At 68.6% G+C, this 21145-nt stretch carries 16 protein-coding genes and 1 pseudogene; 3 read left to right on the plus strand and 14 right to left on the minus strand.

Features of this window, described 5'->3' with window-relative positions:
• Positions 1-875 precede the first annotated feature (875 nt).
• From OIU81_RS18975 to OIU81_RS18990, 4 genes are all read right to left on the minus strand, one after another.
• A complete protein-coding gene (locus OIU81_RS18975; protein WP_329331148.1) occupies positions 876-2387 on the minus strand; it encodes an NAD(P)-binding protein in 1512 nt (503 codons plus the stop codon).
• Positions 2388-2449: 62 nt separating this feature from the next.
• Positions 2450-3586 (minus strand): epoxide hydrolase family protein, encoded by a 1137-nt coding sequence (locus tag OIU81_RS18980; RefSeq protein ID WP_329149454.1) that lies wholly within the window; start codon positions 3584-3586, stop codon positions 2450-2452.
• Between the two features lie 185 nt (positions 3587-3771).
• Positions 3772-4614 carry a DUF3159 domain-containing protein gene (locus tag OIU81_RS18985; protein ID WP_329149456.1) on the minus strand — a complete coding sequence of 281 codons (843 nt, stop codon included), beginning with the start codon at positions 4612-4614 and terminating at the stop codon, positions 3772-3774.
• A gap of 63 nt (positions 4615-4677) precedes the next feature.
• The gene (locus OIU81_RS18990) at positions 4678-7905 is read right to left on the minus strand and encodes a bifunctional cytochrome P450/NADPH--P450 reductase (RefSeq protein WP_329149458.1); all 3228 of its coding nucleotides are present in this window, start codon (positions 7903-7905) and stop codon (positions 4678-4680) included.
• Between the two features lie 197 nt (positions 7906-8102).
• Here OIU81_RS18990 and OIU81_RS18995 point away from each other — a divergent pair, with 197 nt between their 5' ends.
• Both OIU81_RS18995 and OIU81_RS19005 read left to right on the plus strand, forming a co-directional pair.
• Positions 8103-8804: a LuxR C-terminal-related transcriptional regulator gene (locus OIU81_RS18995; RefSeq protein WP_329149460.1), complete on the plus strand. Its 702-nt coding sequence runs from the start codon at positions 8103-8105 to the stop codon at positions 8802-8804.
• Between the two features lie 150 nt (positions 8805-8954).
• Positions 8955-9122: pseudogene (locus OIU81_RS19005) on the plus strand (tyrosine-type recombinase/integrase); the annotation flags it as partial.
• A gap of 352 nt (positions 9123-9474) precedes the next feature.
• Here the strand turns inward: OIU81_RS19005 and OIU81_RS19010 are convergent.
• The 4 genes from OIU81_RS19010 to OIU81_RS19025 form a co-directional block, all read right to left on the minus strand.
• On the minus strand, positions 9475-10050 hold the full coding sequence (locus tag OIU81_RS19010; protein ID WP_329149462.1) for a hypothetical protein: 576 nt from the start codon (positions 10048-10050) through the stop codon (positions 9475-9477).
• A 443-nt stretch (positions 10051-10493) separates the two neighbouring features.
• Complete coding sequence (locus tag OIU81_RS19015) at positions 10494-11147, minus strand: hypothetical protein (protein WP_329149464.1); 654 nt, start codon at positions 11145-11147, stop codon at positions 10494-10496.
• Entirely contained in the window at positions 11147-12598 is a 1452-nt protein-coding gene (locus OIU81_RS19020) for a putative T7SS-secreted protein (RefSeq protein WP_329149466.1), read from the minus strand. Before OIU81_RS19020 ends, OIU81_RS19015 begins: the two co-directional genes overlap by 1 nt.
• A 63-nt stretch (positions 12599-12661) precedes the next feature.
• Positions 12662-12958, minus strand: a complete 297-nt coding sequence (locus tag OIU81_RS19025) for a WXG100 family type VII secretion target (RefSeq protein WP_329149468.1) — start codon at positions 12956-12958, stop codon at positions 12662-12664.
• 1010 nt (positions 12959-13968) lie between these two features.
• Between OIU81_RS19025 and OIU81_RS19030 the strand changes: the two genes are divergently transcribed.
• The gene (locus OIU81_RS19030; protein WP_329149470.1) at positions 13969-14265 is read left to right on the plus strand and encodes a restriction endonuclease; all 297 of its coding nucleotides are present in this window, start codon (positions 13969-13971) and stop codon (positions 14263-14265) included.
• Positions 14266-14298: 33 nt separating this feature from the next.
• On the opposite strand, the gene OIU81_RS19035 is transcribed toward OIU81_RS19030, so the two are convergent.
• From OIU81_RS19035 to OIU81_RS19060, 6 genes are all read right to left on the minus strand, one after another.
• Positions 14299-18066, minus strand: coding sequence for a caspase, EACC1-associated type (locus tag OIU81_RS19035; protein ID WP_329149472.1), 3768 nt, complete (start codon positions 18064-18066; stop codon positions 14299-14301).
• A complete protein-coding gene (locus tag OIU81_RS19040) occupies positions 18063-18479 on the minus strand; it encodes a hypothetical protein (RefSeq protein ID WP_329149473.1) in 417 nt (138 codons plus the stop codon). The genes OIU81_RS19035 and OIU81_RS19040 overlap by 4 nt, the downstream gene beginning before the upstream one ends.
• A gap of 257 nt (positions 18480-18736) precedes the next feature.
• Positions 18737-19123 (minus strand): hypothetical protein, encoded by a 387-nt coding sequence (locus OIU81_RS19045; RefSeq protein ID WP_329149476.1) that lies wholly within the window; start codon positions 19121-19123, stop codon positions 18737-18739.
• Between the two features lie 33 nt (positions 19124-19156).
• Positions 19157-19384, minus strand: a complete 228-nt coding sequence (locus OIU81_RS19050) for a GNAT family N-acetyltransferase (RefSeq protein WP_443074010.1) — start codon at positions 19382-19384, stop codon at positions 19157-19159.
• Between the two features lie 191 nt (positions 19385-19575).
• Positions 19576-20073, minus strand: a complete 498-nt coding sequence (locus tag OIU81_RS19055; protein WP_329149477.1) for a zinc finger domain-containing protein — start codon at positions 20071-20073, stop codon at positions 19576-19578.
• Between the two features lie 49 nt (positions 20074-20122).
• Positions 20123-20863: a hypothetical protein gene (locus OIU81_RS19060; RefSeq protein ID WP_329149479.1), complete on the minus strand. Its 741-nt coding sequence runs from the start codon at positions 20861-20863 to the stop codon at positions 20123-20125.
• Positions 20864-21145 lie beyond the last annotated feature (282 nt).

Below are 21145 nucleotides of genomic sequence, written 5' to 3' on the forward strand. Positions count from 1 at the left end.
GTCGCGCCGTTCGGCTCCTGGCAGACCGTGCACGGACGTGTTCGTCCGCCGGGCTGCCGCCTCCTGCTGGCGGTCTCGCGCTTGTGGCGCCAGTGCATCGCCGTGCGGCGGTGAATGCCGGCGTATCAAGGGGAGTTGCGGTTCGGCCCGATTCATTGGGACGAGCGTCGGAGATCATCCGCCGGGTCCCGTCGGGCACCCACTGGCGACCTTCCCCTTGCAACCTGATCACCGTCCGAGCGCGAGTGCTTTCCGTCGGAGAAGGCCGCGCTCATCTATCAGCACTCGGATCTTGAGCGGCAGCATGAGGTGGCGAGCGGACTGCATGACCTCGTGCGGGCCCGCCCGCCGCAAGGCTGATCAGAAGCCTTCCGGTGCGGATCTGGTGCGGGACGCCTGAACTGGTCCAGACAACAAAACAAGGCCCAGGTCTCCGACCTGGGCCTCAACTATGGAGCGGGTGACGGGAATCGAACCCGCGCTCTGAGCTTGGGAATCAAGGGGGCATGAGTGCTCGATATGGTCTCTGACCTGGGAAAACGATGCTGAGCCCGCCTGTTCGGGAGGGCTCTTGAGCACCGTTTATGACCGTTGTTGACCGTGCTGGAGGGCACGGTTGGGGCACGAGGCGGTAGGTGCGATGACAGGACCGCCCCGACGGCGGCCAGCGGCCGCCACCGGGGTGGACAAGACGAAGCAGCTGACCGTGACGGCCAGATCGCGCATCCACGGCTGGACCAGCAGCGACTTCCTGAGCTGGTCGAACAACTGCAGAGATCACACCTGGTCGAGGCCGACCGTACCGGACCGTGTGGGTCGCCCCTCGCCTGCGTCAGATCTTCAATTCGGCGCGCAGGCCCGCCCGGTGACGGTGGTCAGTTCGCTGCCACTGCCACTGCCACTGCCACTGCCACGGTCTGGTCCTCGTGTGCCAGCAGTTGCTGCAGTTGCTTCCTCTCGGCGTGCAGGCCCTCGAAGAGCGCGGTCCGCAGTTCGTCGGGGAGCGAGCCGATCGAGTATTTCGTCAGACGCGATGCGTCGCACCATTCGAGGAGCCCACGGTCCGCAAACCACCGCAGGAGCAGGTCATCGAGGTGCGCACTGCTGCGGAGCCAGTCCAGGGCGGTGTTGGGGTGAGGCGCGGCGACGCATATCCGGTTCTTCTCGGCGTCGTCCTCATATGTTGCCTCGACGTGGGCGGCGAAGGCGGCGCTGAACACCTGCTGGCACGGGACGAGCGTCTGCAACGTGATGCGGGAGCCACTGAACATCGGCACCACCGGCCGCGCCTCGAGGCCGTCCGCGGTGCAGTCGATGTAGAGGGTTCCGGGGCGGGCGGGGACGGTCGCCCCGCCGAGTTCCACCGTGTCGGCGCCGATGCGCCGGACCCTGCCGTGGCGGACGATGTCGGTGATCCGCCGGAGCTGTTCGAGTTCGGTCCGGCTGACGGTCGCGCAGCGATACGCCGTCGGCGTGACGTCGGAAGACAGCCTCAGCAGGAGGCCGCCGGCTTCCAGCCGCTGAAAAAGCTCCTCGACCGTGCGGGATTCCAGCACCGCGCGGATGCGAGCGGTGAACGACTCGGCGTCGCTCGCGGCGGACTCCGGTCCGGGCTGGATCTGAGCACGGTCGAGCAGCCACGAGTCGCGCGGCATGATCCAGGTGATGCCGGACGGGTCGACGCCATGCTGCAGAAGCCACAGGCACGCGTCGATGCCCGTCTTTCCCGCTCCCACCACGGTGTAGTGCGATGCCTGCTGCTCCAGGGCCGGCAGCTGGTTGGGGGTGATCAGCCGGACCCCGGAAGCCACCTCGTACTTCGGCGGGCACATCGCAGGAACCGTGACGTTCATGTAGGTGGCGTCCACGGTCCGCCGACGCACGCGGATGTCGAACTCGCCACCGGAGACGAGGGAGTGACACCGCTGGACATCCGGTCGCGCGGGATCCGCGCCGTCGTAGTGGGACATGGGGAAGTACGAGACACGACCGCTGGGCAAGAGGGTTTTGCGCATCACCTGGTCGAAATAGGTGAGGATCTCATCGGACGACGCCAGCTCGTGGAGTCCCGCGTTCCAGCCGTCCTGGTCCACTTCGTCTGTTCCCAGTTCACGGGAATTGACGCCGTAGAACGACGAAGGCTGATGCAGCCGCACGAACGGGTAGGCGACCGTCCAGTGGCCACCGGGCCGACCGTAGCGATCGACGATGGCCACGGTCGCGTCCGTCTCGGTCAACAGAGTGTCGGCGAAGGCCATGCCCATGGCTCCAGCCCCGACGATCAGGTAGTCAACCTCTATTGTTTCCCGCTCCGACACCGTATTCCCTCTCTCTTGTATGGGTGCAAACTCGCGATTGCGCTGGCAAAATGACGTCTCCGTCACCACTCACCAGTGCTTTTTCTCCGCTGTGTGCCCGTGCGTACACGGCAGGACAGCGACCCGTTTTGTCAGAACTCGCGTCCGAAGGCGGCTCGCAGTTCGGAGACGAAGAGGTGCGGAACCTCAAGGGCGGGGAAATGCCCGCCACGCTCCAGGACGTTCCAGTACCGCAGGTCCTCAAAGCGCGCCTCGACCCAGGCGCGGGGCGCTCGGAACGGCTCCTTCGGGAACACCGACACCGCCGACGGGACAGTCACCGGAGTCCAGTTCCGGGCCGGCAGGCTCTCCCAGTACAACCGCGCCGACGACGCGCCGCACGCGCCGAACCAGTAGATCGCGGCATTGTCCAGCAGCCGCTGACGGGATACCGCGTTCTCCGGGTGCCCGTCACAGTCGGTCCAGCCCTGGAACTTCTCCACGATCCAGGCGAGTTGCCCGGCCGGGGAATCCGCCAGGCCGTACCCGAGCGTCTGGGGGCGCGTCGACTGCACTGTCATGTACCCGCGCTCGGCCGCCAGCACTTCCCTGGTCGCAGCCAGGTCCGCGCGCTCGGCGTCGCCGAGATCGTCCTCGGTGAACCCTGAGGGCGGCTGGACCGGCGGCATCGTCGTATGCAGCGCCTCGACACGGTCAGGGTGCCGGACCCCCAGTGCCGTCGTCACGAACGCACCCCAGTCGCCGCCCTGGGCAAGGAAACGCTGATAGGCGAGCCGGGTCATCAGCTCGGCCCAGGCATCGGCAATACGCTCGATCCCCCAGCCCGTCCCGGCCGGCTTGTCGGAGAAACCGAAACCCGGCAGCGAAGGCGCCACCACGTGAAATGCGGGCTCACCGGCCGGCGGATCGGCCAGCTCGTCGAGAATATCGAGGAACTCCACCACCGAACCGGGCCACCCGTGAGTCATCAGCAGGGGCCGCGCATCCGCACGAGGGGAACGGACGTGCAGGAAATGAATCCCCAGCCCGTCGATCACCGTGCGCCACTGGCCGCGGTCATTGAGCTCGGCTTCGAGCCGGCGCCAGTCGTACTCCTCCAGCCAGTAACGGCACAACTCCTGGACGTAGGAACGCGGAATCCCCTGTGACCAGTCATCGACCGTCTCGCCCTCGGGAAGCCGGACACGACGCAAACGGTCGCGCACATCCTCCAGTGCTTCGTCGGAAACGCCGAGCACAAAGGGCGCGACGGTGTCGGAATCAACCACAATTACTCTCTCCCCCGCATCGCAGAAACAGCGGCGATGCGGTCGTTGCGTTCTTGCATTACCAGAAGCCGCTTTTGCGTATAGGCGGCACAAAGGAGACCGGCGCGGGTTCGCTCGCACATACCCGTAGGCCCCGCCCCGACGTCAGGAAGCCGGCGACGTCAGGCCGACCGCTCGGCGACGAGCTACTCCACCGCGGGAGTTGGCGCATCCGGCGCACGGTGAACGGGCCGGTGAGCAGCCGCCGGAATCAGGTGCTCTCCGGCGGGCCCCTCAAGATGAACTTCCCCGGCGCAGGCGGTGGCGTCGGCGCATCGTGCGCCGCGTCCCCGCCGATGCCTGCCGGGCAGGGGTTCGCGCCGAACCGCGGGATCGGCCACAACCGTCATACGGTCGTGACTGCCGCAGCGATGCCCTCCAAGGACACGCCGGTAGACGCGCCAACCCAGCAGTGCGCCGAGTGCGATGACAACCGGCCCGAGGACATCGACCGCGCCGAGGGCGACGGTCCGGCCGGACAGGAACAGCGGGATCTGGATCGCCAGCATCTTGAGATTCCCGGCGAAGACGACCAAGTTGCCTTTGGTGAAGGCCCGACGGCGCACCCTGCACCGGCGCCAGCCGGTTCCCTCCTTCGTGATCAGCCCCACCACCACGCCCATCGGCGGCCATCCGAGCAACAGCATCACGGCCGACACCACGGCCATCACGGCGTGCAGCAGCAGACTCGGCAGGAAGAAGCTGGTGGCCTGCCCGGTCCCTGCGGCCAGAGCACCCGCGACACACACGAGGCCGAGGGCCCCGAGGGTGCCCCACACGGGTTCCCTGCGCGCCGCTCGGTAGACGCAGACCGCGGCCCCGGCCGCGAGGGCAAGTGCCAGCGCGACGGCAAGCCGGTGGGTGAGCGCGAAGCTCAGGGTGAATCCGAAAACGGGCACAACATTGATCACTGCATTGCGTAGCCGATGGCGCATGGCGGACCGGATGGCGTCCTCACCACCGGCTTCGCCGTGTACTGCAGGGTCCACAACTGCTCCAGGCTCCTCGACAGTTTGCTGTTCGCTTCTTGGTGGGCCGCGGGCGCGGTGGGGTCAGCCGCTGTAGACGTCCTCGATGTACCGGCCCTGATCCATCAGGGTCCGGAGCCAGTCCTGGGCGTCCGCGCGGTCGGCGCCTTCGGTGCGCCGCAGGTACATGGCCTGGAAGGCGTCGCGGACGCCGGGGGCCATGCGGGCGCCGTCGCCGCAGACGTGTACCCGGGCTCCGGTGTTCAGCAGCTCCCAGACTTCGTCGGCCTCGGCGGTGAGGCGGTCCTGCACGAAGCGCCGGCCATCGATGGGGGCCTCGCTGAAGGCAGGGCGCAGGGCGACCGCGCCGGCCCCTTCGGCGGCGTGCAGCTCGTCGGCGTGCAGGTAGTCGGCGTCGGGGGCGTCGCAGCCGAAGTAGCACAGCGCCGGGGCGAGGGAGGTGCCGCTCGTCAGGAGTGCACGGCGGTCGGCGATGACGCCGCGGAAGGGCGCGAGCCCGGTCCCGGCGGCGATCATGATGACGGGGGTGTCTGCGTCGTGGCCGATGCGGAAGGCTTCGCGGCACGGCTGGATCCGGGCGAGCACGGTGTCGCCGGGGCGCACGGCGCCGAGGTAGCCGGAGCCGGTGCCGCGGAAGGTGCCGCGGCCCGAGCGGGCGGGGGCTTGCAACACGGAGACCATGAGGTCGGCATGGTGCGGGTCGGTCGCCGGTGAGGAGGACACGGAGTAGTGGCGGGGCCTGATCGAGGGCAGCAGTTCCAGCAGCGTGGGCCAGGTCAGGGTCTCGCGCAGGGCGGGGTGGTCCTCGATGAGGTCCAGCAGGGTGCGCTGGTCGGCGGCGCGCGCGTCGGTGTTCTCGGCGAGGGCGCGTAGTGCGGCCTGTTCGGGCGGGCAGGGGTTGAGGGCGGCCAGGGTACCGAGGTGTTCGGCGGTCGGGCGGTCCTGCAGCTCGACGTGGTGGGTGAGCAACTGGCGGATGGTCAGTGGCCGGTCGACGGGGATGCCGTCGCGGCGGGGGCGGTGGGGGGCGATGCTCAGGACGGTGTCGAGGTCGGCCTGGAGCAGCCGGGCGGCGCGCTCGACGAGGTCGGGGGCGTTGGCGGGCAGCACGGTGAGGTGGTCGGCCGTGCGGTAGGCCGTTCCCTCGGGCAGGGCCAGGCGGACCAGGCGTTTGACTCGCGGGTAGTCGGGGTGGGTGAGGCTGCCGGTGTCGGTGACGGTCATCGCCGTCATGCCGTGCCGGGCGGCCAGGGCGTCGAGCGCGCCACCGGTGACCTCGGTGACGGTGTAGGCGGCGGGGGCCGGCTCGCGCCGGGGCGGGTCGCCCGCGGTGGCGGGGTCGCCGTGGTGCTCCAGCAGCGCGGTGCGCAGTGCGGCCGTGAATGCCGTGACGCTGCCGGACAGGTCGCCGGAGGCGTCGGCTTCGGCGCGGTCGAGGAGGCGGGTGGCGCCGAGGGCGGCGAGCCGGTCGTCGATGAGGGTGGGGATGCGCTGGTAGGTGGCGGACCAGTTGCGGTCACCGACGCCGAGGACGGCGTAGTTGACGCCCTCGGCCGCGCCGGGTTCGGCTTCCTGGAGCCAGCAGACGAATTCTGCCGCGTCGTCGGTGGGTTGGCCGTTGTACGAGGCGGCGGTGATCACGACGGGCCGGTCGGTGGGCAGTGCGCCACGGTGGGCATCGAGCGGGGCGACGGTGGTGTCGCACCCCAGCTCTCTTGCGGTGTCGGCGAGTTGGGCGGCAAAGTCGCGGCAGGTTCCGTAGTTGGAGCCGTGGAGCAGCAGCAGTCCGGTGCCCTGGCGTACCCGGGTGGGCAGGTCGGTGGTCTCGGCCGGGGCGCTGTCGGACGGTGCGGCACTCGCGGTCGGCAGTGCGGTGCGGTTGGCGGCCCGGTCGGCGGGGGTACGCGGAACGAGGGTGAGGGTGAACCCGTCGGGCTTGAGGGTGAGCGACTGCTTCACCTTCAACCGGTAGCGGGCGTGGTCGATCAGCCGGTAGCGGTGGATGAGCATGGCGAGCACCATGGTCGCCTCGTGCAGCGCGAACTGCCGCCCGATGCAGGCGCGTTCACCGGCTCCGAACGGCTTGTACGCGTGCGGGGAGCGCGCGGCCACCGCTTCGGGCGCGAAGCGGGAGGGGTCGAACTGCTCGGGGTTGTCGCCCCACACCGGGTCGCGGTGGAGCGTTGGGATCACGACGCGGACGCCCTGCCCGGCCCGTAGCGGAATGCGGCCGCCCAGGACGGTGTCGTGGCGCGCCTCGCGCGCGAACGCAGGGGCGGTGGGCCACAGTCGCAGGGCCTCGTTCAGCACCTGGCGGGTGTAGTGCAGGCGGCCGACGTCCTCGAACGTGGGCTCCGGGGTGGGGGCGTCGCCCCACATCTCGTCCACCTCCCGCTGCGCGAGGCGCAGCACGGCCGGGTTCTTGACCAGGTAATACAGGGCGAAGGCCAGCGCTCCTGACGTGGTCTCGTGCCCGGCGATCAGGAAGGTGATGATCTGGTTGCGGACGTTCTCCAGATCCAAGGTGGTGCCGTCGGAAGGATGCGTCGCGGTGAGCATCAGCCCCAGCAGGTCCTGCGGCCGGCCGGTGGCAGTGGCCGGCGCGGCCGTGCGGGCGGCGATGACCTCGTCGACCACACCCGCCAGGTAGGCGGCGTCGGCGCGCATCGCCGCGTCGCGCTCGCTGTGGTCGACACCGGGGGTGCGGCCGACACTGGTCATCGCCCACTCCAGGCAGCTCACCATCGAGCTGACGAACGGGTGCGGCTCGTCGCGGTCGAAGGAGCCGAAGTCGAAGCCGAAGCCGGCGAGCCCGATGGTGTCCAGCGTCATCCGTGTCATGTCGTCGGCCACCATCACCGGATTCCCTGTGGTGGCCTGGCGGTCCCAGGATTCGACGAGCCGTTGCGCGACCTTCAGCATCACCGGCTGGTAGGTGCGCATCGACCCGAGGCCGAAGGCGGGCATGAGAATGTCGTGCGCCTTGGCCCAGTTGGGCTCGTGGGTGTACGCGGTGAACAGCCCGTCGCCCAGAAGCTGGCGCAGGTGCCCCACCCCGAGCCCGACGTTCTTGGTGAACCGCTGATCGTCGGAGAGCTCGGTGGCGAGGTCCAGCCCGGAGACGAAGAGGTTGTCCTGTCCGTTCGCACGCATGGCGAAGACCGGGCCCAGGTGCCGGGCCGCCTTCATCAGCCCCAGGATGGGCGTGCCGGTCGGATCGTAGGCGGAGAGGTCGATGACGGGCACGTCTGCGCCGCTGATCGTCTGTGGCGGAAGCAAGGTATCGGCCATGGCGGCTGCCCTTCGAAATCGGGGTTTACCGGCTGACGCCGCCAAGGTGCCGGCGCCTGTCTCCACCGTCGCGCCCCCGCAACGCCATGCCCGCCCCTCCTCCTACATAATTTTGTAGTGGCCCCGGGGTGTCCCGGACTTGCGTACGGCAACTCGGGGGCGTAACGGCGCTACGACGCGAGGGACGAGAACGCGCGATGGATCCCCAAGAACAGCAGGCAGGCTGGCTGCCACAGGACGCCGCGATGTCGGATCGCGAGCGAGCGATCTTCTGGCGCAACCGCGTCCTGACCCTGTTCGACCACGTACCGCTGCCGTCCGCCTTCTGCGAGGCGGACGGCACGATTCGGGTGGTGAACCCCGCGATGGCCACGGAGTGGGGCACCCTCCCCGGGCGCCTGACCGGGCGTAACGCCTTGGAGTTCTTCCACTCGCGGACCAGTACCCCATTCGATCCGGTCGCCGAAGCGGTACGGCTGCGCCGCAGGTCGCGGATTCCGATCGAGGTGTCCTGGACCAGCGGGAGCGGTGCCGAACGGCAGGGCGAGCTGATCGTCGACGTGGTCAGCGACCTGCCGGACGCACCCCCGAACCTGCTGCTGATGCTGCGCGTACTGGACCAACCCGCCGCGCCGCCGGCCCCCGCCCCGGACGAACGTCCCCAGGTAAGCGCCATGGAAGCGCGGATTCTCGCCCTGACCGCGGGCGGCTCCACGACCGCACAGATCGCCACGGCGCTGGGCCTGACCCCCGACGGGGTCAACTACCACTTCCGAACCCTGTCCCAACGCTGGGGAACGACGAACCGGGCAGCAGTGGTGGCTCGCGCCTACACCACAGGAATCCTCGCACCGCGAGCCTGGCCGCCCGCCGCCGACCACCGCGGCGCACAGACCTGACCGTCCGGGCGGGTGGGGAGGGATGGTCGCGCTGACGTCGAAGAGTCGGCCGTCCAGGCCGGGGAGGTTGGTGCGGGTGGAGAGTGCGTCGACCTTGAGGTAGCCCTCGGCATCCAACTCCATTTGGCTGGTGAGCAGTTCGGTGCGCTGACCCCGGCCGATGCCGGCGAGTCGTCGGAGAAGGCCGCGCTGATCTACCAGCACTCGGATCTTGAGTGGCAACAGGAAGTCGCGAGCGGGCTGGACGACCTTGTGCGGGCTGCTCGCAGCAAGACGGCTCAGAAGCCTTCTGGTGCGGATCTGGTGCGGGACGCCTGAACTGGTCCAGGCAACGAACAAGGCCCAGGTCACCGACCTGGGCCTCAACTATGGAGCGGGTGACGGGAATCGAACCCGCGCTCTGAGCTTGGGAATCAGGGCGCTTTCGCAGGCTACAAACGCCCCTGACCTGCACAAACAGTGTGCTGAGCGGGCCGTACGCGGACGCATCTCTGCTCATGGTTGACCGCTGTTTACCGCTGCATCTGGCACGGCACTGGCACGGGGGCCGTCAGAGATACGGATCGGGCCGGACTCCCAGGGCGGGTTGTTGCGACGCCGTGGTTGTCGATGTGTCAGTGACTGGTGGAAATCAGACGCCAAACGCGACAGGGCGGGGGCGGATGGAGGGTTACCGCTCCCAGTACTTCGCCGCCGCCTGTGCGTATGCCACCCGGTGGTCGAGCCTGTCATCCGGGACCCGGAACCGGCCGCGCGCGGACTCGGTCAGGGCCGCCCGGCCAAAGAGCTCACCCGGCCGCTTCCAGGCCGTCCGCAGTGGAGCGGTGGTGGCGTCGGCAGGGGAGTCGGACAGCGCCAGGGCAACCAGGTACAGCAGGACGAACGGCAGTATCACCAGGCACAGGAGCAGTGACGGCACCGTCCCCTCCCGTCCACGCAGCACCGTTCCGTCGGGCAGGTGGATTTCGTACACGGGCCGCCACCGCTTCTTCTTTGGCGGCAGGCGCAGTTCGGCCAAGTGCTCGTGGTCCGGGGTGAGCACGGCGAGGCGACCACCGTCCTTCCGGACGACCACGGCGAGCGGCGAGCCACCGGCAGGGTCAGCGGCGAGGACGAAGCGTGGTTTGCATCCCTCGGGAAGGGGGCGGCCGTCGGGGGCCCCACGGCGGACGTGGACAGGGGCGGAGCCCCGGGGGCGCAGTTCGTAGCGCTTGCCGTCGAGGTGGCGGGTGAAGGCGAGTGTCATGGAGTGTCTCGTCTCGTCAGTTCTGGGCGCCGCACAGTGTGCTCAGGGGAAACACGCCGACGCGGTGAAGAAGTGCGAGGGGGCCGACGAGCGGGCGCGCAGCGTGCGGCCGTCCGGGAGGAACACCTCGCACGACGGCAGGCGGCTCCCCGCCGCTCGCGGAACTCGAGGCGCGCGAGTTGTCGGTCGTGCGGGTCCGAGACCGTGAAACCCCTCTTCTGGCGGGCGATGACGGAGAGCGGCTCGCCGTCCGGCGTGCTGGGGAGGGTGACGCGCGGACTGTCTTCGAAGAGTCGCCCGTCGAACGACGCGGAACCGGAGACCGAGGCGATGGGCCGCGTCCTTGCCACGGTAGCCACGTACCGCAGTGCGCGGTCGCAGGCAAGCTTCTCTTCCTCGTCGGCGGAAACAGCCGTCACAGTGGGGATCACCGTGCCTCCCGCCTAACCGAACACCGCGCGCACGCCGCCGGCCGCCGGCGTCTCCGGGAGGTCCTCCGCCTGCTCCGCCGGGCGGACGACCAGAGACTCACCGATCTGCCGCAGGATACCCGTGTACCGCGGCAGGTCGGCGAAGCACGGTGTCGTGAGAGCGAGCACCACCAGCCAGCCTCGAACCGGAGAGGGTACGTACAACTCGACGTGGGCGAACTCCAGTGCCGGAAGGATGGCCTCGCCCTCCGTCTCGGTGGCGTGTAGGGAGAGCACGGCCGGGCCACAGGGCAGGTCCACCCGGGCGATGCTGCGATGCTCGTCGAAGGAGAGCGTCTCCTGGAACGAGGCGGCGACGATTTCCGGAGCCTCCGGGTCCACGGCCTCTGCCCGTACCAGGAGGTGAGCTGTGCTCGCCGCGCCGTCCTCCGTCTCGTAGAAGGCGACGGACGCGTGAAGAACGTCGTCGGCAGCCAGGGTGGCCGTGAGGTCGGAGTAGACGACGGCGGTGGTCTCGCGCTGGAAATCCGTACCACCCGGCCAGATCTTCTCCGCAAGCTCCCACAGGGCGGCGTCGAGGACGTCCGGGGGGAGGTGCAGCGGCAGCTCGTGGAAACCCTCCGGGGTGTCCAGGGCGAGTGACACGTTCTGCGGAACCGTGGTCATCAGAGCCGCCCCGCAGCCGGTGTACCGGGATTGGTGGCCTGGCTGTAGCCGTCGATGGCGAGGCCCGGCACCTGCTGGGCCACCTGCGGGCCCTTGGACCACCACGAGGTCGGGTCGATGGAGCCGTCGGCCCTGAGGGCCCCGCGCAGGGACGTCTTGACCGCGTCGGGGGTCAAGCCACTGTCCATGATCTTGGTGAGGCCCTTGCTGAGCCCCGCCTCCTTGATGCTCGCCCCCGCAACGTCCTGGACGTGGCTCGTCCACGCCAGCTTCACGCGGTTGCCGACGCCGGTGGTGGTGAAGACCTTGCTGCCGCCCACGTACTCCGCACCCCTCCCGAAGAGTGACTTACCCTCCAGAGCCCTTCCGGTGAACCCGGCGTCCCGCAACGCGCGGATCTTGTTGACCTTGTCGATGGAGGCGACGGTGCGGCCTTCCACCTGTACCAGCTTCATGGGCACCTTGGCCCCCTTCATCGCGACGGAGCCGAACTTCCCGAACGGGACCACCCCGATCCCGTCGCCCACCAGGTCCATCACGCTCACGTTCGCCCCACCGAGCTTCGCCGCCCCATGGGTGGCGAGCGCACCGAGGGAGGCACCTGCGCTGGCGAGGGCCAGGGCACCGGAGAGCGGCGGGCACCACAAGGTCAGCAGCGAGGCGACACCCAGGATGCCGGAGGCGAGAGAAAGCCAGTCACCGATCTCCTTGAGCAGGTCGGCATGCTTGGTGCACCACTCTTGGATGCTGTGGCCCATGCGGGTGAAGAGGTCACCGAGACTTTCCCAGAACCCCGGGTCCGGCGCGTTCTCCGTGGCCCGCCGGATGCGGTCGGCGATGGCCCGGGCCTTGTCCTGGTGGTTGCCGAGGAGTTCCTCAGCCCTCTTGACGATCGCCTCAAGATCGTCGGTGGCGGAGTCCAGACGGCTGCGGGCGGAGTCGAGGGCGGTGTCCGCCTTGTTCAGGCGGTCGTTCGCTGCGTCGATTTTCTTCTGCGCGGCGTCCAGGGCAGCCTGGTCGGTGTAGTAGGCGCCGGCCAGGCGCAGGTCCGGGTTGGCGGCGGCCTCGTTGTAAGCGTTGTGCGCGCGCTCGTTCTCCGCCTTCCGGGTGGCCACCGTCTGCTTGGCCGCGGCGGCATCCGCCTCGTGCTGGCGGCCCTTGGTCTGGTACGAGGAGAGCGCGGTGTGCCAGGAGCGGAGCTGGGTGACGGCGTCGTGCATGGCATCGCGACTGTCACTCACGTACTTGGGCAGGTCGCCGACCTTTCCCGCGAACGCCTTCGCCGCGTCGCCCTCCCAGTCACCGCCGCCCTTGCCGAGGCGGGACAGGACGGCGTGGGCGGAGTCCAGGGAGCGCTTGGCCGAGTCGAGCTTGCCGGTCAGGTCGTCGACGGAACCCAGGTTGCCGGGCGCCGGGTTGAAGCCGAGGGCGGGGAAGTCGTGCGTGGTCATGGAGTCACCTGTAGTAGGTCGGAGAGAAGAGGACGGTTCGGATGAACGCGCACTGCACGGCGCCTACTTGGCGTTCTTCGCAAAGGCGTCGCGCAGTGCGTGCTCAATCGACTCGTAGTTCTGCTTGACCTGCTTCAGCTTCTCCTCGATGGCCTGGGTGCCGTCGGCGATCTTCTTGATGGCGTTGTCCCAGCTGTCATGGAACTCGTCGCAGGCGTTGTCCAGAGCCTCCGCTCCCAACGACTTCGGGCCGGTGTCCTTCAGCGCATCCAGCGCCCTGCGCATGTTGTCCTGGCTGTTGTGCAGGTCCTTCAGCAGGCGTCCGAGGTTGTCTGCCTCGACCTTGAAATAGCCGCCCATGCGCCCTCCCTGGCGTTCCCCGTATCTGTGCACCGCCGTCCCACACGTTACCGTCGGCCGGGCGTTGGCCCGAACGGGCTGTCGGATGCCCGTCGAGCCTCCCCGCTTCGATGTTCGGATCGTCGAGCGCGGCTCGAACCAGTTATTGGGCTCCACGGCGTTGAGCACACGCACCCGTGTCCGCCACCGCCGCGTACTCCCCCTCGCCGACTCTGCCCGGTGCGGCGGTGCGCATTGGTGCGGGTCAGCGTGCGGGGCTCGCTTGTCGTAGGCGGCTGCCACCATGTCAGTCATGGCTGCCAAGAGATGTGACCGCTGTGACCTCTTTATCGGGGAGGGCTGTGACTGCCGGGAAGATGGATCCACTCCGCGAGTTTGGCAAGCCGCAGCTTCTCAGGCTGTGCGAGGTCCGGCTGGTCCGCCCGAGATGATTCTCATCTCCCCACACGGTGTGGCTCACCTTCCGGACCAGTGCAATCACCACCCGGAGCAGAGTCACCGAGCGGCTGGCTGGGGGTGGATATCGACACCGCCGCCGGGGCTGTGGGAGTCCATTTGCCCGACTCATCCGATTCAGGCCACCGAGGGGAACACTGCTCTCATCGCGGCGCGGCGATGTGGCAGCTGCCTGTCGTAGGGGCGTGCCTGCCGTCGGCACTGAGTGCGGCATACACGTCCGGGTAATTGGCGCGAAGCAGCAGCATTATGGCTGACCTTCGCTGACACAGGCGCAGATACGAGAGACGCCGCGCGTCGTCGAGGGGCATCAACGGGGTGATGCGATCAAGCTAGTTCGTGGACGAGGTGCGGTCGCGCGAAGGCGGACGGCCGTCCGGTCGCGGCGGGTTGGGCGGCGGCGCAGCGACGGTCCTCGTGGTGGGTGTTCTGGTCCACGGTCTGGCCCTACCTCGTCTGGGTGCTGGTTCTCGGAGGCATTGGTGGCACCGCCTGGTGGCTCTGACATACGGACCGAAGAGTCCGCGGGCGGGACCACCTGTGGCGGCAGGCTGATGGTGATTCAGTGCAAGCGCTACGCGCCGACCACGACGATCGCGAGCCGCGAGATGCGTGACCTGCTGGGGCCAAGGTGCACTTCGGGGCCGATCCCGGCGGTGTTCGTGACGACCACGCGGTTCAGCCGGCCTTCCGAAGGGGGCGCCGGACAGCACGGCATTCTCGCTGTGCACCGTGACCATCTCGGGCCGTGGAACAGCGGAGCCTCGCTGCTGTCGCTCGGCGAGGTGAACGGTGGCGGACAGGGGGATCCTCGGCACCGGACGCGCTGGAGGCAGGCGTACGGAGAGTGAGAGCCCCCGCCGGATCAGGGCGCGGCGCCTGGCTCACCCCCGCTGCTCGTCTGTCTCGTACAGCCTCCAGGCCGGCCATCGAGCGGCTTCGACTTCGCCGTTCCCGCTGCCCAGCAGGTTCCGCCGGTGCAGCATAAGCCGGAGGTGGCGCGCCGCGTCGGCGCCCTCTTCTACTCCTCTGTCGAGCAGTACAGCTCTAGGGGCGGTGTCGCCGACGCCTGCCACCAGAGCGTCCGCCGGATGCCCGTGAACGGTCTCGCCCAGCGTGACAGTGGCTCCCGCCTCGCGGGAGAGGACCTGGTACAGGCGCTTGAGCAGCACGTCTTCGCTGCTGTCATGTGAGGGCACGCCGTCGCGCTCCGCACTCTCCAGCAGCACGGCGGCCACGCCTCCCCGTTTCCGCCAGCGCTCCTTGTCTCCCACCACGATGAGGTGACTTCGCGCTCGGGTGACGGCGACGTTCCAAAGGTTCAGCTGCCCGCCGACCCATTCGACGGCACCGGGGTGCATTCCGTTCCCGGCGACGAGGGTGAACACCATGACATCGCGTTCGCCGCCCTGGAAGGTGTGTACCGTTCCGATGCGCAGACGCTCCTCGTCGTACGGTCGCAACCGCCTCCGCAGCGCTTCGGCTTGCGGTGCGAAGGGAGTGACGACGCCGACGGTGGCGTCGGGCGGCAGCTGTTCCAGGAGGTAGTTGACGCTGTTGTGCGCCTTTTGGATCTCGTCTTCGTTGACCCAGGAGCCACCCAACTGGGGGCGGGTGGCCCGTCCGGGCACGTCGGTCCAGATGACGGCGGGACGCGGCAGAGCGGGGCGGCCGCGGGTGTCGGTGAGGACGGTCAGTCCGCCATCGTAGAAGAGGTCGTTGGAGATTGCGGCGATGTGCGGGTGGCAGCGGAAATGTTCGTCGAGAAGCAACGTGCCGCCTGCGGAGCGTTCGGCGGCGTGGAAGGCGGAGTGGCGCCGGTAGGCAAGGCGGTTTTTCTCCAGCCATTCGGACCGCAGCCCGTTGCCGCGGCGAATGAGCGCCTCGCGGTGCGGGCTGGTCTTCGTGATGTGCGTGAGCTGCATCGGGTCGCCGATGACGAGGGCGCGCCGCGCGCGGAAGAGCAGCGGCAGGACATGCGGGATCGCGCACTGGCTGGCCTCGTCGATGACGACCAGATCGAACAGGGCCGGGCCCAGAGGGAAACGCCGGGCAGAGAGGCTGGTGACGGCCCACCCGGCCACCGCGGGCGTATCCGGCGAGCCATCTGAGCGGCCCAGAACCCTCCGCATCTGCGGCCAGTCGCCGCGAGCCTCGTCCTCCTGAGCGGTCAGCAGATCGAGGATGCGACGGCGCCCAGCCCAAGCGGCGGCTTGCACCGTGGTGGCGAGGAGAGTGCGTGAAGCGTCCTGAACGCTGTTCTCGGCGTCCCGCAGTGCGCGCGAGAGCGCAGTGTCGTCCACGGAGGCCGCTTGCTCGCACCCGTCACGCCACTCCATCTCGGCCGCGGCGAAGCCGGCGAGCGCGAGGCAGCCCGCGGCGGAATCGCCGTCGTACCCGTCCAGACCTGCCCCGCGCAGGAACCGGGCCCGGCGCCACGACCCGAGGAAGCGCGCGCGAGAGAGGCGGCGAGCCTTGTCTTCCAGCTCCCTCGGCCGGGGCAGACGACCGAGTAGGTCCTGGAGTTCGGCGACGGCGATCCCGAGCTGTTCCGCGTGGTGCACGCGGGCCTCGCCTGCCCGGCGGAGCCCCAGCTCCGTCTCCGCGATGTGCGCCAGGTCCCGCCGTACTTTTGTCAGACGGTCGGCGGCCAAGGTGGCCTCCATGGACGCCGTGGCCATGGTGGACGACGGCTCCGGGCCGGTGCGCAGTGCGTGCAGCGCGGCGGCCTCGTGCTCCGCGTTGCTCTTCGCGTTCTTCCGAGCCGAACCGGTCCGTACGATGCTGCCGGGCACCAGAGTGTCGCAGCGGCGCCAGACCTCGTCCACGGCCTCATTGTTGGTGGACGCGACCAGTACGGTCTGACCGGCGGAGATCGCGGTGGCGACGAGATTGGCGACCAACTGACTCTTGCCGGTGCCGGGCGGGCCGGTGGCCACCGTGAGCCGGCGGGTCATTGCGGACCGGAGCACCGCGGTCTGCGCCTCGTTGCAGGGCAGTGGAGTCACGAGGCGCGCCGGTTCGGGATCCGTGTGGCCGAGGGTTCGGTCACGCTGCGAGGTTTCGGGCGCGAGGGCCCCGAGAGCGGTCTTCTCGATCTGGTCGGTTCGCTTGGCGATGTCGGCGAAGTCTTTGAGCAGGCGCTTGGTGAAGCCTGTCTGGGGGCGCGCCGCGAAGAGGACCGCGGTGTTGCGGGCGCCGTGGCCGGGTGTGCGGACGTCGATGCGGTCGGCGAGTTGGTCGGGCTGGAGCTCCTGCACGCACGGCAGCTCGAACTCCTGCGTAAGGAGGTTGCGTACCTCCAACGCCATCCGGTCGTGCTGCCCTCGATGCCAAGACGGCTGGAACGTGTTGATGAGCTGGGTGGCCTCTTCCTCGCCGAGCCAGTCGAGAGCCAGCTGAGGATGCGGCAGGACCGGACCGTACGGCTTCAGCCTCACCTCGTCCTCGCCTTGGACGATCTCGACACGGCGTACCAGAAGCGGCGCGAACTTCGGGTGCCGCCAGGGGCGTCCGGAGCGCGGCCCGGTAAGGACCACGGCCGGGTAACCCGCCCAGAGCTCCGCGTCGTCCTCAGCCGCCGAATCCACCAGCGAGGCCGCTTCTTCGGGGAGCGCGGTGCATCCGTCGTCGTCCACGTCGCCGGAGACGAACCTCTCTGCGCCGTCCAGGCATACGTACGACGTGTTCTGGTGGCCCACCTCCATCAGAGGCGTCTCGGCGCCTTCGGCCAGAACGCACTCGCGGTAGTAGTCCAGCAAGCCGGCCCAGGCGGGTTGCGTATGAGCGGACTTCGCGGCGTGCGGCTGCGGCGGCTCCTCGGCGCCGGGGCGGGGTCGCGGACTCAGGGGATCGAGGATGGGGGCCCGGCCGAATGGACTGTCCGCGATGACGATTCGGTCGTCGACGCCGAGCGCGGAGTGCACCGGCACCTGACGGCCACCGTCCTGGGCACGCATACGCCGGTTCACATAGTGGAACAGGTCGCTGACCTGTACTTCACTGCCGCCGTCCTTGCTGACCTTCCCCGTGCGCAGCGCCTCGATGACCTCACCGGTGAACGCCGACGGCTTCACGTCGTCGCCGTCGCCCGCGTCGGCGAACGAGTCCTCCCCGGCCCGCGAGGACGACAGCACGTACACCCCCCTGCTGGTCAGCGGGGGCTGCTCGCCGGATTTCGCCACGGAGCTGTCAGGCCGTCGGTCCGACGTACGCAGACCCATGGCGAACCCGCCGCTGCGACAGCAGTCGATCATCACGATCTTCTGCGGTGCGACGCACTCTTCCAGTGAATCATTGAGGAACCCGGCGCTGACACCGGTCGCGGCCACTCTGTCGTAGTCGGTGTCCTTGGCGATGAAGTGGAACTCGCCGCCGTCACGCACCGTGCGTACACCATGCCCGGAGACGTAAACGAGCGCGAGCTCGTCCTCGTCGCGATCCTGAAGGAACTCGCCGATCACCGCCCGCATGTCGTCTGCGGTGAGATCGGATTCTGTCTGGACGGAGACGAAGTTGCCGATGTTGCGGTGCTTCAGGACCTGGGCGAGTCCCCATACGTCCGCTCGGACGGAGGCGAGGGGCGAGAAGCGGCCGTCGTCGTAGTGCTCGTTGCCGATCAGAAGAGCCCGGCGCTTATGGAAGCGGGTCACGCCGAGCTGTCATCCGGTCCGGGGCCGTCGTCGCCGGAGATCCGGTCCTGGAATTCGCGGACCATGCGTTCCTGTGCGGCGTCAGGGCGCCCGGTGATCTCGACGGAGTCGCCCGCGATGGTGACCACGACCTTGCGGTGTCGTTCCTTGGCGCACCACTCCTTGATCAGGGTGATCAGGACCTGGGACGCCGGGCGAACGACAGCGGCAGTGGTAGCGGCCCAGAGAGCCACCTCGCCCACGCCCGTACCCTTACGGCCCGGTTCGGCGGGCCCTTCGGCGTCATGAAAGCCGACGACGAGACCGTCTGCCCTCTCCAGGCTGTCGTGCAGATCCCGGGTGAGGCGCTCCTGCCGGAGTGTGTCGCCGCCTGTGGGCACGGTGAGTGTCCACTGCGGTCCCCCGTCACGCATGTGCTGCTCCTCGCGTTCGCATATTTGCTTGTCCGGTCCGTTCAGCGACTTTGGCACGAGGACGTTCGCTGGTGACAGCCGAGGTCGAAGGGAGGGGCGGCATCCGGCCACCTCCGCCCTTTGGAGGAGCGGCGTCTCAGCCGCCGACCGGCGTCTCCCCGGGTGATCTCAGGCATCGAGACGGGAGAGACGTTCTGCCGGCATCCCGTCGGCGCTGCTCAGGAGTGAGCGGCCGCGGCGTCCTTCGCCTCCGGTGCTCAGGCTGCGGCTTCGCCGGGGTCCTCGTCCTCCGGGGGGTGGACCCAAGTAGTACCGGGTGCGAGGTCGGCCCCTGTCTCCGCCTTGTACTGCGCCTGCTTTTCCTCGCTGGCGTTCTGACCCTCGGCGAGCTTCCGTAGGTGGGGCGTGGGTGACTGCCGAGGCTCGCCCGTGGTTTCAGTGACGGAGGTCTGCTCCTGATCCTCGGTGTCCTCCGGGACGCTCGGTTCCATGGAGTTCCTGGCGATCACGACAACGGCGGTCAGAGCCACGCTGCCGACAGCGCCGCCGACGGCGAGGATCTTCCCCCTGTGCTTCCTGTACAGGGCCTTCGTCCTCTCGGCGAAGGAGGTGGGCTCGCCGTCCTCGGGCGTGAAGTCAGTCACGCGCACACATCTACCGGACCCATCCCTCACCTGTCAGGCAATCAGCCGACATCGACTGATCAAGTTCAGTGGCGTGGCAGCTTCGCGAAGGTGGCCGACTGGGCGGAAGCCCGCCTTCTCGTAGGCCCGGATGCCGGCTGTGTTCGGGACGAGGACCTTGAGCCAGACCACGCGCAGGTTGGTGATGCGGAAGGCGTAGTCGAGGGTCAGGCGGGTGGCCTGGGTGCCGAGTCCGTGTCCGCGGGCTTCGGGGGCGGGCATGTCTGACGAGTCGCTGAGGGAAGGGGCGTGCGTTGCTCCCCCAGCGGCTGCCAGCTCGTCTGCCACTTCCATTTGCCGAGGGACGCGGGTCAGCCCGTGGGCGGGCACTCTGCTGCAGGGCTTTCGCTCGTACGCCCTGGGAAGTCGGAAGGCCGGGACGCCGTTTGTCGTCCCGGCCTCAGACCTGGCTTTCAGCGCAGACCGTACGCGTGGTTGTAAGGCGCTTCGGCGTCGGTGGCCCGGAGGAAGTGAGGCTGCTTCTTGGGCCTGCCGCCGCCCGTACGGCAAGCGACCCCAACCGGGGCGCCACAGTTGCGGCACTCCCAGTCAAGGGCTTCCGCCAGTCCCTGTGCCTTGATCTCGTCGAGCACCGCCCTGCGCTGCTTCCACCAGGCTTCCCTCTCGGGCCCTGTTGCCGATGGCTCCGAGTTTTGTAGCTGACGGAACGCTCGCTGGCGCTCGGGATCGGCGAGGGGGCCAGACAGGCGTTTGGTGACGACGGCGGCCTGGGCTTCCTTCTCACCCGCCTCAAGTTCCGCCTCCAAGGCGTCGACCCGCTGACGCAAGTGGTGCTCGAAGTCAGCCAGCGTCGCCTCAGGATGCGTTCCGGAGAAGTTCAAGGTCTCCAGGTGGAAAGCGCGCAGAATGCCGAGCGTGTGCTGCGCTCTGTGGTTGGTGAACTCGCGCATCGTGGTACCGGTGGTCCTCTCGTTTGGCGGCCGGGTGGGTGTTGAAGGCTCAGAGGTACCGGCCGAAGGCCGTCTCCAAGCGCTCGACGGCATCGTCGTGGGCACTCAAATGCGGCTGCATAACCCACAGGTCCTCGCGGAAGGGCTCGAACCCCAAGGACTGCCAGGTGCGTTGGGTGACCGCCTTCTCCCGTGCCTCCCGTGTCCTGTCGTCCCGTTCGTCGACGGGGATGTCGATCGGGTATGGATGTGTCGCCACGAGCGCCGCCTGGCTGGCCACCCAGCGGAGCATGCGGCCGATCAACAGTCGGCCGACGCCGCCCAGGCCACGCCAGGCCGGCGCGATCCGTGCCCGGTCGATGATGACGACGTGAGTGCCGCTCACCAGGCAGTCCTCCAGGTCGCCATGGAGGCCGAGTTCGCCGGACTTGTCGAAGAGGGGGGCGAAGTGCTCGTAGTCGGCGTCGCGCGAGTCCAGCGACGCGTAGATGTGGCCGATGCGCCACAGGTCCAGCGTGAGCCCGGACATGGAGAGGATCGTCAACTCCTGACGCTGGTCCTGCGAGGTCTGGGCTAGCGATATACCCGGGCCGAGGAGGCGGGCATTGTCGGCCACTGCCTCCTCGTCGTCCGGCTCCCACAGGGGCAGGACGGCACGGCAGCCCCATTCCAGCGTTGCCGGATCGTCGTGGGCGTCCGATGCGACAAGAGCTGCGGCGGAGTCGAAACGCAACTCCAGACGGTTCAGGCACGTCAGAAGCTCCGCCCCTGCGGGTGCGGCATCAGTCATGAGGTCAAACGCTAGCTACTGGTCCCGCTTTCTAAGGGGCGTTTCCTGATATCAGCGGCGCTCCTTTGCGCAATGGCGAGAGCCTTGGCCTTTCCTGGATCAATGGGCGCGCCGGGGAGTTGGCAAGTGGCCCAGATCACAGGCCATGCGTCCCACCGTCGGACCCGGGTGTCGACCGAGGTGGTGCGCTGCGTGCCTTCTAGGCTGGGCGCATTCGCGAGATAGGGCACGCGGAGGGCACGGCAGGTCGTGAGAGGTCTAGACAACAAACAAGGCCCAGGT

Origin of the sequence: Streptomyces sp. NBC_01454, from assembly GCF_036227565.1 — a bacterium.
Classification (GTDB): Bacteria; Actinomycetota; Actinomycetes; order Streptomycetales; family Streptomycetaceae; genus Streptomyces.